This window comes from Streptomyces kryoterrae, from assembly GCF_054072135.1.
Window position 1 is genome coordinate 2,636,306 of the sequence record NZ_CM133358.1, and the last position, 12,126, is coordinate 2,648,431.

Consider the following 12,126-nt stretch of genomic DNA (forward strand, 5'->3'; position numbering starts at 1 on the left):
GCGGCGACAACTGCTACGACCAGGCCGCGACCACGTACCCCACGCCGTACGGGGCGTCCTCGTACAGCAGTGTGCCCGCGAGGCCGGCGTTCTCGGCCGCGCCCGCGAGGACCTGCCAGGGCGCCCGGCCCGAGGCCTTCAGCTCGTACGCCAGTTCCGCGTCCAGCGCCTTGAGTGCCGCCACGTCCGCCGACCCGAGCGCCCGCGCGATGTCCGCGTCGAACCCCGCCGCCCGCTCGTCCAGGTACCCGGGCGCCTTGAGCGTGCGGCACGCGCTGGCGTCGCCCATCACCAGCAGGGCCACTCTCTCCGGCCGGCCGCCGATCTCCCTCCCGACCGCGACGCACCGCTCGGCCTCCAGCGGCTCCCCCACGCCCAGGCCCTCCACGGGCGCCAGGGACCAGCCGGTCCGCTCCAGCAGCCAGGCAGCGACGGCGAGCGCCACCGGCAGCCGCCGTTCCGCCGCTGCCGGTCCGGCGTTTCCGGTGCCCAGACGTACGTCCAGGTCCACCCCGAAGCCGCGGAACGAACCCCGGGTGCCCTCCGGGTGCCCTCCGCGTCCGCTCTGTTCGGCGGGCCCGACGACCAGCAGGCGGTCGGGGCGGGAGGCCGCGAGCACGCCCAACGCGTCCGTGCAGGCGGCGCGCGCGGCGTCCAGTTCGGGAGCGGCGTCCGCGGCCACCTCGGGCACGAGGAGCGGCGGGCAGGGGCAGACGGCGGCGGCGACAAGCATGATCGGCAGGGTAGTCCCGGAGGACGGCGCGGTGTCAGTCCTCGATCAGCACGTCGGTCAGGTCGATGACCGTGAGGAGGAGCACGACGAGCTTGCCGTCGCTGATCACGTACTCGATGAAGAGGTTGCGCGAGAGGGCGATCTCACGCGTTGTCTCGTCACCGCGGACGGAGTGGGAGAGCTTGTGCCGCGGGTCGGTCACCAGTATGGCCAGGCCACGCTCCAGCACGTCACGCCGGTCGGTGGACAGGCTGTCGCGTACCTGGGCGGCTTCTTCGGTGAACGCGACTCTGTACGGCAACATGTGGTGCTCCTTTCCACCCGCATTCCACTGGCATTGTGGCAGGACGTCAGTCGCAGCCGCAGCCGCTCCCCGTGGCCACCGGCAGCGGAGCCGGCGCCCCGATCCCCGGCAGGCCCAGCATCACGCCGGCCGGCTTCGCGGCCTCCGCGGTGTTGCGCTTCTCCCAGGCGTCCCCCGCGCGCGTGGGACGCACGTCCAGGACGGCGCCCTCGGCGAGGAGGTGGTGCGGGGCGGCGTACGTGATCTCGACCGTGACCACGTCTCCGGGGCGCACCGCGGTGTCCGGTCTGGTGAAGTGGACCAGACGGTTGTCGGGGGCGCGGCCGGAGAGGCGGTGGGTGGCGCCGTCCTTGCGGCCCTCGCCCTCGGCGACCATCAGCTCCACGGTGCGGCCGACCTGCTTCTTGTTCTCGTCCCAGGAGATCTCCTCCTGGAGGGCGGCGAGACGCAGGTAACGCTCCTGGACGACCTCCTTGGGGATCTGGTTCTCCATGGTGGCGGCAGGAGTGCCGGGCCGCTTGGAGTACTGGAAGGTGAACGCCTGCGCGAACCGTGCCTCGCGCACCGCGTGCATCGTCTGTTCGAAGTCCGCCTCGGTCTCCCCGGGGAAGCCCACGATGATGTCGCTGGTGATCGCCGCGTGCGGGATCGCGGCCCGCACCTTCTCGATGATCCCCAGGTAGCGCTCCTGGCGGTACGAGCGGCGCATCGCCTTCAGGATCGTGTCCGAGCCGGACTGCATGGGCATGTGGAGCTGCGGCATCACGTTCGGTGTCTCGGCCATCGCGGCGATGACGTCGTCGGTGAAGTCGCGCGGGTGCGGGGAGGTGAAGCGGACGCGCTCCAGGCCGTCGATCTTCCCGCAGGCCCGCAGCAGCTTGCTGAACGCCTCGCGGTCACCGATGTCGGAGCCGTACGCGTTGACGTTCTGGCCGAGCAGGGTGATCTCGGAGACACCCTCGTCGACCAGCGCTTCGATCTCGGCGAGGATGTCGCCGGTGCGGCGGTCCTTCTCCTTGCCGCGCAGGGCCGGGACGATGCAGAAGGTGCAGGTGTTGTTGCAGCCGACGGAGATCGACACCCAGGCCGCATAGGCGCTCTCGCGCCGCGTCGGCAGCGTGGACGGGAACGCCTCCAGCGACTCGGCGATCTCGACCTGCGCCTCTTCCTGCACGCGCGCGCGTTCGAGCAGGACGGGCAGCTTGCCGATGTTGTGCGTACCGAAGACGACGTCCACCCAGGGCGCCCGCTTCACGATGGTGTCGCGGTCCTTCTGCGCGAGGCAGCCGCCCACGGCGATCTGCATCCCGGGACGCTTCGTCTTCATCGGGGCGAGCCGGCCGAGGTTGCCGTACAGCTTGTTGTCGGCGTTCTCGCGCACGGCGCAGGTGTTGAAGACGACGACGTCCGCGTCACCGTCCGCGTCCTTGGGAGCGCGCACGTAACCGGCGTTTTCGAGCAGACCGGACAATCGCTCGGAATCGTGGACGTTCATCTGGCACCCGTAGGTGCGGATTTCATAGGTGCTGGTTCTCTGAACGTCCACTACCGGGCTCCGGTCACTGCTGCTGGTCATGCTTTAAAGAGTAGGCGGTCGTGAACGGGGTCCCGTCTCAGCAGCACCACCCGGCAGACCGGGGCGCCGAGCAGGCGCTGGGCGTGTGCGGAGATCATGCTCCGAGCGTGAGGTGGCGCCCTCCACGGAGCCGGGGTGAGTGGCGGGTCGGCCGAGGGTGAGCAGCTCCTCGTAGAAGCCGCCGAACTGCCGTTCCTCATCGATGAGATGGATCTCCAGGATCCAGTGGCAGGAGCGCCCCGCCTTGTCGGTGCGCCGTAGTGGGGTGTCGTTGGCGGGGGCGATGTACGACTCCGTGTCCGCGCCGTCGATCCACTCGTGCGGGAACTCGCCGACCAGGTGCCCGGCGTGCCAGCCGCCCAGCTCCCACCCGGCCTCCTTCGCGAGCCGCTCGACCTCGGCGTACAGCCGTGCTCCGGTGATGTGCGGGTCGGCTTCGAAGAAGCGGCGGCCTGCCTCGAAGACCTTCGGCAGGTCGTCGCGCAGCCGGTGTTTGACCGGGTCGTCGCCCAGCACGAACGTCCGGCCGAAGTCGGCCTCGTACTCCTCGAAGATCGGGCCGAAGTCGGCGAACACGATGTCGTCCGGGCCGATCACCCGGTCCGGTGGGTTCTCCCGGTAGGGCTTCAGCGTGTTGGGTCCGGAGCGCACGATCCGCTTGTGCCAGTGCCGGGTCGTGCCGAACAACTCGTTCGCCAGGTCCCGGACGCGGTCGCTGACCGCCCGCTCGCCCTCGCCCGACGCGACCAGCCCGCGCGCTCCGATCTCCGTGAAGAGCCGTTCGGCCTTGGCCTGGGCGTCCAGCAGCCGTGCCGCGCGCGTGGGTTCGTCGTCCGCCATGGGCCCGAAGTTAGGCTGCTGGATCGTTTCTCGGCAACCGGGAAGGGCCACGGGAAGAGGCTTCGGTCGGCACCGGATGCTCCACCCAGGTATGGCACGTCCGTCCGCCGATGGGGCGGGGCTCTCCGGCTCCTCTCGTCAAGGTCATCGTCCAGTTCACGGCCACGCGCGGTATCCGCCGTCCACACGGATCGTGTTGATCCCGCTGATGTGCCGGGCGCCGCAGCGGTCCCGCGGGAGCACGAGCTGCGGGCCGGCCCGGTCGAGCGGGGTGTCGTCGATGGTGACCCGCGAGGAGGACGGGGGCGTGGCCGAAGTCGGGATCGATCTCGGCCCAGGACAGCAGGGCATGGTGGCCGTCCGCCCCGGCCACGGCGATCAGGAAGCGCAGGCGGTCCTTGCGGCGGGCGGGGTCGAAGCCGGGCTCGGCCGCCGACAGCACGTCGTGCAGCAGTGGTCCGGTGAAGCGGTGGTGCCGGGCGCCACTGGTGGCGCACTCGAAGCCGACGTCGGCCTCTTGTCAGGGCCAGGCGAGCAGGTCGGGCACCGTGAGCCGGGACGGCCGGGCCAGGTCACCGGCGAGGGTGAGCTCCGCCATCGGAACGGTGGCCGTACCGGCGGCCGCGAGGGACTGACTCACGGGCTACCACCTCCCGGACGACCGCACCCGGACCCGCCTTCCACGCAAACGCACATGCCAACCTGATAGATCACGATTCCGGCTCATGCGAAGCGATAGAAGCCTTTCACCTGGCATCTGCGGCATTATTGTCAGGGCGTGCACACCTACCGGATCGGGGATCCGACGGCCCCTCGGTCCGCAACCGCCTGGCCGGCATCGCCACCGCGACGTGGCCCTCGGCGAAACCGATGTTCCGGCGGTTGTCGTGATCAAGTCGACCAGTGTGGTCGTCGAAAGACCGTAGATGGTCCGCCAGGACCACAGGTGATTGTGTCCGTCAGGACCAGAGGGAGCAGACCCGTGATGACCCGTACCGCGCACCGGACCCGCCGTACCCTGCAGGTGACCGGTGCGGGCGTCGCCGCGCTGCTGGCCCTGAGCGCCTGCTCGTCGTCCGACGACTCCTCGGCGGCGAAGCCGGACCCCGCCGCGTCCGCCTCGGACAGGGTGTCCGGCACGGTGACCGTGTTCGCCGCCGCCTCCCTCAAGGAGAGCTTCACGGCCCTGGGCGAGCAGTTCGAGAAGGCGCACCCGGGTACGAAGGTGACCTTCAGCTTCGGCGGCAGCGACTCCCTCGCCGCGAGCATCACCGGCGGCGCCCCCGCCGACGTGTTCGCCTCGGCCAGCCCCAAGACGATGAAGATCGTCACGGACGCCGGTGACGCCTCCGGCACGCCCGCCACCTTCGTCCGCAACCAGCTGGAGATCGCCACCCTGCCGGGCAACCCCGACAAGATCGCCTCCCTCAAGGACCTCACCAGGTCGAGCCTGAAGGTCGTGCTGTGCGACAAGACGGTGCCCTGTGGTGCCGCCGCGCAGAAGGCCCTCGACGCCGCCAAGCTGAAGCTCACCCCCGTCTCCTACGAGCAGGACGTCAAGGCCGCCCTGACGAAGGTCGAGCTGAAGGAGGCCGACGCGGCTGTCGTCTACAAGACCGATGTGCACGCGGCGGGTGACAAGGTGGAGGGCGTGGAGTTCCCCGAGTCCGCCGGCGCCATCAACGAGTACCCGATCGTCCAGCTCAAGGACACCGAGAACGCCGACGCCGCCAAGGCGTTCATCGCGCTGGTTCAGTCCGCCGAGGGGCAGCAGATCCTGACCGAGGCCGGGTTCCTCAAGCCGTGACCCTTCCGACCGACAAGTCCGGTGCCGCGGCCGACACCCTCAAGGGCGGTCCGCGGCGTCGGCGCGTCCGGACGGGCGGACACGGCGTGGGCCAGGGAGTGCCACTCGCGCTGCTGGTGCCCGCGCTGATCGGCCTGGCTTTCCTTCTCGTGCCGCTGATCGCCCTGCTCGTACGGGCCCCGTGGCGCGGCCTGCCCGGCCTGCTGAGCAGCGCCGAGGTGTGGCAGGCGCTCCAGCTGTCCCTGCTCTGCGCCACGGCCGCGACCGCGGTGAGCCTGGTGGTCGGCGTGCCGCTGGCCTGGCTGCTGGCCCGGGTCGAATTTCCCGGACGCGGCCTCGTGCGGGCTCTGGTCACCCTGCCGCTCGTGCTGCCGCCGGTGGTCGGCGGTGTGGCGCTGCTGATGGCACTCGGCCGCAACGGCATCGTCGGGAGGTCACTGGACTCCTGGTTCGGGGTCACGCTCCCCTTCACCACCGCCGGGGTCGTGGTCGCCGAGGCGTTCGTCGCGATGCCCTTCCTGGTCATCAGCGTCGAGGGCACCCTGCGCGCCGCCGACCCGCGCTTCGAGGAGGCCGCCGCGACGCTCGGCGCCTCCCGTTTCACCGCGTTCCGCCGGGTCACCCTCCCGCTGATCGCGCCGGGCATCGCGGCCGGCGCGGTACTGGCCTGGGCGCGGGCGCTGGGCGAGTTCGGCGCGACGATCACCTTCGCGGGCAACTTCCCGGGGCGTACCCAGACCATGCCGCTCGCCGTGTACCTGGCCCTGCAGAGTGACCCGGAGGCCGCCATAGCCCTCAGCCTGGTTCTGCTGTCCGTGTCCATCGCGGTCCTGGCGGGTCTGCGCGACCGTTGGATGAGTGCAGGATGACCGAACCCCGTGGCTCCGCTGCCGCCGACCCCGCCCTGGACGGCCTCGACGCCCACCTCGTCGTCGAGCGCGGCGCATTCCGTCTCGACGTGGCACTGCGCGTCGCGCCCGGCGAAGTCGTCGCGCTGCTCGGCCCGAACGGCGCCGGAAAGACCACCGCCCTGCGCGCCCTCGCCGGCCTGACGCCGCTCACCGGCGGCCGTCTGCGGCTGGACGGGACGGCGTTGGAGCGTACGCCGCCGGAGTCCCGCCCGGTCGGCGTCGTCTTCCAGGACTACCTCCTCTTCCCGCACCTGACCGCCCTGGACAACGTGGCGTTCGGGCCGCGCTGCCACGGCTCGACCAAGGCGGAGGCCCGTGCACAGGCCGCCGAGTGGCTGAGCCGCCTGGGACTCGCGGATCACGCCGGCGCCAAGCCGCGCAAGCTGTCCGGCGGCCAGGCCCAGCGCGTCGCCCTGGCCCGCGCACTGGCGACCCGCCCTCGCCTACTGCTCCTCGACGAACCACTCGCCGCGCTGGACGCCCGCACCCGCCTGGAAGTGCGCGCCCAACTCCGGCGGCACCTGGCCGGGTTCGAGGCCGTCGCCGTCCTGGTCACGCACGACCCGCTGGACGCCATGGTGCTGGCGGACCGGCTCGTCGTCGTCGAGGACGGCCGGGTCGTCCAGGAGGGCAGCCCTTCCGACATCGCCCGCCACCCCCGTACGGACTACATCGCGCAGCTGGTCGGCCTCAATCTCTACCAGGGCCAAGCGGATGGCCACACCGTCCGCCTCGACGCCGGACCCTCCATCACCACCACCGAGGCTCTGTCCGGCCCGGTCTTCGTGGCGTTCCCACCGAGCGCGGTCACCCTTTACCGCGACCGTCCGACCGGTGCCAGCGCCCGCAACCTCTGGCGCTGCGAGGTGGCCGGCCTGGAGAGCCACGGCGACCAGATCCGGGCCGACCTCACCGGAGAGCTGCCGCTCGCCGCGGACCTGACAACGGTCGCCGCCGCCGAACTCGATCTGCACCCGGGCGCGGAGGTCTGGGCGACGGTGAAGGCCACGCAGACCCACGCCTACCCCGTCTGAGGACGCGCCCGAGCCGAGCCTCACCCGACAAGGGCAGGCCGTACGGATCACCCCTCCCCCGCGTTCCAGCCCCGCCGGCGCAGGACGGCTCCGACGTCCGGGGCCCGGTAGTGGTCGCCCTTGAGCACCTTGCCGTCGGCCCTGCGGGCGACCAGGCCTTCGGGGCCCAGCTTCGTCATGTCGGCGCGGTGGATCTCCGCGATCACCGCGTCGAGGTCGATCCCGTGGACCAGGGCCGTGCCGTGCCGTGCCGTAGGCGACGTACACGACGTCGGTCAGCTCGTGCGCCAGCCGGTCCAGCGGGCTCATGACCGCCACCTCTGCCACCTCCTCCGCGAGCAGCTCGCCCAGGTGCGCCGCGAGCTTCGGGGAGACCTCGGCGGGCGTACCGCGCGTGTCGAGGCCGAAGGCGAGGTGGAACTCCCGGACGAGGTCGGCGGGAGAGACGGGAGCGGCAGAAGGAGAGGTACCGAGGCGCATGTGGTGACTCCCGCGACCTCGCGGCGGCTCGCCGGCGCCGATCAGATCGTCGTAAGACGGGTACGGCAGACACCCCTCCCCCTATTTCCTGGCCAGCACGGGGGCCGTACTGGCAGGATCTCGCGCATGTTCAAGGTGCTCCCCCGGATCCACAGGCGACAGGCCCTCATGGGCTCGGCCGCCGCTTTCGTGGTCTTCGGGCTGCTGCTGTGGTGGCTGCTGCCGCTGGACGAGGACCCTCCGGCCGGGACGATCACGTTCAGCACCGGGTCACCCGCCGGCGTCTACCAGCAGTACGGCTCGGGGCTCAGAACGGCCTTCGCGAAGGACATGCCGCACCTGGACGTGCGGCTCCTGAACAGCCAGGGATCGCAGGAGAACGTCAAGCGGGTGGCCACGGGCGACGCCGACTTCACCATCGCGGCGGCCGACGCGGTGGAGACGTACAAACTGAAGAAGCTGCCGGGGGCCGACACCCTGCGCGGGGTCGCACGCCTGTACGACGACTATGTGCAGCTGGTCGTGCCACGCGATTCCAAGATCTCGACCATCCAGGACCTGCGGGGCAAGCGGGTGGCCATAGGGCTGGAGAACTCCGGCGTACGGCTGATCGCGGACCGGGTGCTGGCCGCCGCCGGTCTCGACCCGGCCAAGGACATCAAGCCCTTCGCCGACGGCATCGACACCGGGCCCGGGCGACTCAAGAAGGACCAGATCGACGCTTTCTTCTGGTCGGGCGGACTGCCCACGAACGGTCTGGTGCAGCTGGCGAAGAGCTTCCCCTTCCGCTTCGTCCCGATCGACGCGGACCTGGTCACCAAGCTGCACGAACAGGGCGGAGCCTCCCGCTACTACCGGGCCACCAACATGCCCGAGTCTGCCTACCCGTCCGTCCAGGACGGCTCGACCGTGGCGACGCTCGCGGTGTCCAACCTGCTCATGACACGCGAGGACGTGGACCCGAGGCTCACCGAGTGGCTGACCCGCTCGGTGATCAACAGCCGGGACCGCATCGGCGCCCACGTCCACTCGGCGCAGCTCGTGGACCTGCGGACCGCCATCTACACCGACCCGTTGGCCCTGCACAAGGGCGCCCGGCGCTACTACCGCTCGGTCAAGCCGTAGGGCCCGTCGCGGCGCCGGGGCCTCAGGACGCCGGGCCCGACCTCGGCACCCGCACCGTCACCTGCAGGCCGTGCGGCTCGTGATGGTCGTACGAGATCGTGCCGCCGCCCGCCGCCAGCAGGACCCGGGAGATGGACAGGCCGAGGCCCGAGCCCTTGACGTTCTGATGCCGGCCGCTGCGCCAGAAGCGGTCGCCGATACGGGCGAGTTCGTCGTCGGTGAGGCCCGGGCCGCCGTCGGTGACCACGACCGTCGAGGTCGCGCCGTTCGACGCGACCGACACTCGCACGCACTCGTCCTCGGGCGTGAACTTCACCGCGTTGTCGATCACCGCGTCCAGGGCGCTGGACAGCGTGACCGGGTCCGCCCACGCGGTGGTGGCCGGGCAGTCGCCGACCAGGCGTACGCCCTTGGCCTGGGCCAGCGGGGTCCAGGCCGCGACGCGCTCGGCCGTCAGGGCGCCGATGTCGGTGAGTGCGAGGTCCGCCTCGGCGTGCTCGGCCAGCGCCAGGTCGAGAAGGTCGTCCAGGACCTCGGCCAGGCGCTTGCCCTCGGTCTGGACCGAGGCGATCTCCTCGTTCCCCTCCGGCAGTTCGAGTGCGAGCAGTTCGATACGCAGCAGCAGCGCCGAGAGCGGGTTGCGCAGCTGGTGCGAGGCGTCGGCCACGAAGGCGCGCTGCTGCTCCAGCACGTCCTCGACGTTGTCCGCCATCTCGTTGAACGACCGGGCCAGCCGTCTGAGTTCCGGCGGCCCGCCGGCCACCGCGACCCGGGACTTCAGACTGCCGGTCGCGATGTGGTGCGTGGTGGCGTCGAGGACGCGTACGGGCCTGAGCACCCAGCCGGTGAGGCGCAGCGCGGCGCCCACAGCGAGCAGCATCGCGGCGATCTCGCCGGCGCCGATGACGAGCCAGCCGTGCAGCGTCCGTGAACGCATCTGCCCGGTGGGCGAGTCGGTGACCACGACGGCCACCACATCGCCGTCCCGGATGACCGGCGACGCGACGACGAGCCGGTGCTCCTGCCAGGGCCAGACCTGTTGCGGATCGTGGCTGCGCCGGGAGAGGAGCGCCTCGGCGAACGCGTCACGCACCTCGCCCGTTTCCGGCAGGTACCAGTCGGTCGGCGCGTTGGCCATGGGCGCGTCGTTGCGGTAGAAGACACCGGAACGGATGCCGTAGACGTCGTAGTAGCTCTCGAGTTCCCGTTGGAGGGTCTCGCCGCGCTCGTCGGTGTCCGCGTCCTTGACACGGGACCCGGTGGGCCGGTCGGTCACGAACTGGGCGAGCGCCGCGAAACGCGCGGTGTCGTCGATCCGGTCGACGACGACCGTCTGCTGCTGGGCGGCGGCCACACTGATGGCGAGCGGGATGCCGAGCGCGAGCAGGACGGCCGCCATCAGGACGATGAGCAGCGGAAGAAGACGTGTGCGCACCCGTACCCGCTACGACGTCGGGGCGACGAGCCGATAGCCCACGCCGCGGACGGTCTCGATCAGCGCCGGCATGCGCAACTTGGCGCGCAGGGAGGCGACATGCACCTCCAGGGTGCGGCCGGTCCCCTCCCAGCTGGTCCGCCAGACCTCGCTGATGATCTGTTCACGGCGGAACACCACTCCCGGACGCTGAGCGAGGAGGGCGAGCAGGTCGAACTCCTTGCGGGTCAGCTGGACCACCGAACCGTCCACGAGGACCTGCCGGTTGGACAGTTCGATCCGCAGCGACCCCAGGAGCAGCGCGTCCTCCCCGGCCCCGACGGCGTCCTCGTGGGCGGTGCGGCGGCTGACGGCGTGGATCCGGGCGAGTAGTTCCCCGGTGTCGTACGGCTTCACCACGTAGTCGTCGGCGCCGAGGTTGAGGCCGTGGATGCGGGAGCGGATGTCGGAGCGCGCGGTGACCATGATCACGGGGGTGTTGGTGCGCTTGCGGATCTTGCCGCACACCTCGTACCCGTCCTGGTCGGGCAGGCCCAGGTCGAGCAGTACCACGCCGAAGCCGTTCCCTTCCGGGACGAGCGCCCGGAGGGCCTCCTCGCCGCTGCGGGCGTGCGTGACGTCGAAACCGTGCCGCGCCAGGACCGCGGAGAGCGCGGCGGCGACATGGTTGTCGTCCTCGACGAGGAGCAGTCTCATCGCGACCCCCTTCGGAGCATGGGCTTCATGAATTTCGGTTCATGGGCTTAGGTTGATGGGCTCTGGATTGACGGGCTTCGGTCGGTCGGCCGTGCCGTTTCGACTTGTACACCACATGCGGCGCCCCAGCGGAGTACACCATGTGGACACACGCACGCGCGTGCCTGGTTCCGGCTGCGGAACGCTTCCGTTATCCAGCCGGTACACCTCCTTCGGACGGCGCCACAAAGTGTGCTGACCTGACATCAGATCGTTATCCTCAAGTTCCCCTCAGATGTGCTGACGCTGGTCTCACGGGGTCACTACTGTCCTCCGAAACCGAGCAGGACGGAGCCAGCAAGCCATGACCGAAGTATCGATGGCCAAGGACGATGTGGCCGCGACCGGCGATCTGGTCGTCCTGAAAAGCGTCAACAAGCACTTCGGCGCGTTGCACGTGCTTCAGGACATCGACCTGACCATCGCCCGCGGCGAGGTGGTCGTGGTCATCGGACCTTCCGGGTCCGGCAAGTCGACCCTCTGCCGCGCCATCAACCGTCTGGAGACCATCGACTCGGGAGACATCTCGATCGACGGCAAGCCGCTGCCCCAGGAGGGCAAGGCGCTGGCCCGGCTGCGGGCCGACGTCGGCATGGTGTTCCAGTCCTTCAACCTCTTCGCGCACAAGACCGTGCTCGAGAACGTGATGCTGGGCCAGATCAAGGTCCGCAAGGCCGACAAGAAGGCGGCCGAGGAGAAGGCCCGCGCCCTGCTCGACCGGGTGGGCGTGGCCACGCAGGCGGACAAGTACCCCGCACAGCTGTCCGGTGGCCAGCAGCAGCGTGTCGCCATCGCCCGCGCCCTGGCGATGGACCCCAAGGTCATGCTCTTCGACGAGCCGACGTCGGCTCTCGACCCGGAGATGATCAACGAGGTCCTCGAGGTCATGCAGCAGCTCGCCCGCGAGGGCATGACCATGATCGTCGTCACCCACGAGATGGGATTCGCCCGTTCGGCCGCCAACCGAGTGGTGTTCATGGCGGACGGCCGCATCGTCGAAGAGGCTGTGCCGGACCAGTTCTTCAGCAACCCGCGCAGCGACCGCGCGAAGGACTTCCTGTCCAAGATCCTTCACCACTGATCCCAACTGATCCCACGGCTCTTCCCACGGCCGGCGCTCTACTCGGCGCCTCCCGCAACAGTGCA

Annotated in this window: 10 protein-coding genes and 3 pseudogenes; 5 read left to right on the forward strand and 8 right to left on the reverse strand. The window is 70.3% G+C overall.

Annotated features, from left to right (window positions below; all coding sequences use genetic code 11):
- Positions 1 to 13 precede the first annotated feature (13 nt).
- The 5 genes and pseudogenes from ACW4TU_RS11025 to ACW4TU_RS11045 form a co-directional block, all read right to left on the reverse strand.
- On the reverse strand, positions 14 to 733 hold the full coding sequence (locus ACW4TU_RS11025) for a class III extradiol dioxygenase subunit B-like domain-containing protein (RefSeq protein ID WP_457427083.1): 720 nt from the start codon (positions 731 to 733) through the stop codon (positions 14 to 16).
- A gap of 34 nt (positions 734 to 767) precedes the next feature.
- On the reverse strand, positions 768 to 1,037 hold the full coding sequence (locus ACW4TU_RS11030; protein WP_327698090.1) for a hypothetical protein: 270 nt from the start codon (positions 1,035 to 1,037) through the stop codon (positions 768 to 770).
- 46 nt (positions 1,038 to 1,083) lie between these two features.
- A complete protein-coding gene (gene miaB, locus ACW4TU_RS11035) occupies positions 1,084 to 2,613 on the reverse strand; it encodes a tRNA (N6-isopentenyl adenosine(37)-C2)-methylthiotransferase MiaB (protein ID WP_457427085.1) in 1,530 nt (509 codons plus the stop codon).
- Between the two features lie 153 nt (positions 2,614 to 2,766).
- Positions 2,767 to 3,453, reverse strand: a pseudogene (locus tag ACW4TU_RS11040) (M24 family metallopeptidase); the annotation flags it as partial.
- A gap of 156 nt (positions 3,454 to 3,609) precedes the next feature.
- Positions 3,610 to 4,093 (reverse strand): annotated as a pseudogene (locus ACW4TU_RS11045) (molybdopterin-dependent oxidoreductase).
- A gap of 345 nt (positions 4,094 to 4,438) precedes the next feature.
- Here ACW4TU_RS11045 and modA point away from each other — a divergent pair.
- From modA to ACW4TU_RS11060, 3 genes are read left to right on the forward strand one after another with little or no spacing between them, the layout of a single operon-like run.
- Positions 4,439 to 5,260 carry a molybdate ABC transporter substrate-binding protein gene (gene modA, locus ACW4TU_RS11050; protein WP_457430029.1) on the forward strand — a complete coding sequence of 274 codons (822 nt, stop codon included), beginning with the start codon at positions 4,439 to 4,441 and terminating at the stop codon, positions 5,258 to 5,260.
- A complete protein-coding gene (modB, locus tag ACW4TU_RS11055; protein ID WP_457427087.1) occupies positions 5,257 to 6,129 on the forward strand; it encodes a molybdate ABC transporter permease subunit in 873 nt (290 codons plus the stop codon). The genes modA and modB overlap by 4 nt, the downstream gene beginning before the upstream one ends.
- Complete coding sequence (locus tag ACW4TU_RS11060; RefSeq protein WP_457427089.1) at positions 6,126 to 7,205, forward strand: ABC transporter ATP-binding protein; 1,080 nt, start codon at positions 6,126 to 6,128, stop codon at positions 7,203 to 7,205. Before modB ends, ACW4TU_RS11060 begins: the two co-directional genes overlap by 4 nt.
- Positions 7,206 to 7,252: 47 nt before the next feature.
- Here the strand turns inward: ACW4TU_RS11060 and ACW4TU_RS11065 are convergent.
- A pseudogene (locus ACW4TU_RS11065) lies at positions 7,253 to 7,685 on the reverse strand (pyrophosphohydrolase domain-containing protein).
- A 126-nt stretch (positions 7,686 to 7,811) separates the two neighbouring features.
- Here ACW4TU_RS11065 and ACW4TU_RS11070 point away from each other — a divergent pair.
- The gene (locus ACW4TU_RS11070; protein ID WP_457427091.1) at positions 7,812 to 8,810 is read left to right on the forward strand and encodes a TAXI family TRAP transporter solute-binding subunit; all 999 of its coding nucleotides are present in this window, start codon (positions 7,812 to 7,814) and stop codon (positions 8,808 to 8,810) included.
- A 22-nt stretch (positions 8,811 to 8,832) separates the two neighbouring features.
- Here ACW4TU_RS11070 and ACW4TU_RS11075 read toward each other — a convergent pair whose 3' ends face one another.
- Positions 8,833 to 10,245, reverse strand: coding sequence for a sensor histidine kinase (locus ACW4TU_RS11075; protein ID WP_457427093.1), 1,413 nt, complete (start codon positions 10,243 to 10,245; stop codon positions 8,833 to 8,835).
- 9 nt (positions 10,246 to 10,254) lie between these two features.
- Complete coding sequence (locus tag ACW4TU_RS11080) at positions 10,255 to 10,941, reverse strand: response regulator transcription factor (RefSeq protein ID WP_457427095.1); 687 nt, start codon at positions 10,939 to 10,941, stop codon at positions 10,255 to 10,257.
- Between the two features lie 343 nt (positions 10,942 to 11,284).
- Here ACW4TU_RS11080 and ACW4TU_RS11085 point away from each other — a divergent pair, with 343 nt between their 5' ends.
- Positions 11,285 to 12,061, forward strand: coding sequence for an amino acid ABC transporter ATP-binding protein (locus tag ACW4TU_RS11085; RefSeq protein ID WP_164411064.1), 777 nt, complete (start codon positions 11,285 to 11,287; stop codon positions 12,059 to 12,061).
- Positions 12,062 to 12,126 lie beyond the last annotated feature (65 nt).

Bases quoted from the DNA above. Each gene is read 5' to 3' on its own strand.
- ACW4TU_RS11025 (WP_457427083.1), bottom strand. From the start codon at position 733: ATGCTTGTCGCCGCCGCCGTCTGCCCCTGCCCGCCGCTCCTCGTGCCC.
- ACW4TU_RS11030 (WP_327698090.1), bottom strand. From the start codon at position 1,037: ATGTTGCCGTACAGAGTCGCGTTCACCGAAGAAGCCGCCCAGGTACGC.
- miaB (WP_457427085.1), bottom strand. From the start codon at position 2,613: ATGACCAGCAGCAGTGACCGGAGCCCGGTAGTGGACGTTCAGAGAACC.
- modA (WP_457430029.1), top strand. From the start codon at position 4,439: ATGACCCGTACCGCGCACCGGACCCGCCGTACCCTGCAGGTGACCGGT.
- ACW4TU_RS11060 (WP_457427089.1), top strand. From the start codon at position 6,126: ATGACCGAACCCCGTGGCTCCGCTGCCGCCGACCCCGCCCTGGACGGC.
- ACW4TU_RS11070 (WP_457427091.1), top strand. From the start codon at position 7,812: ATGTTCAAGGTGCTCCCCCGGATCCACAGGCGACAGGCCCTCATGGGC.
- ACW4TU_RS11080 (WP_457427095.1), bottom strand. From the start codon at position 10,941: ATGAGACTGCTCCTCGTCGAGGACGACAACCATGTCGCCGCCGCGCTC.
- ACW4TU_RS11085 (WP_164411064.1), top strand. From the start codon at position 11,285: ATGACCGAAGTATCGATGGCCAAGGACGATGTGGCCGCGACCGGCGAT.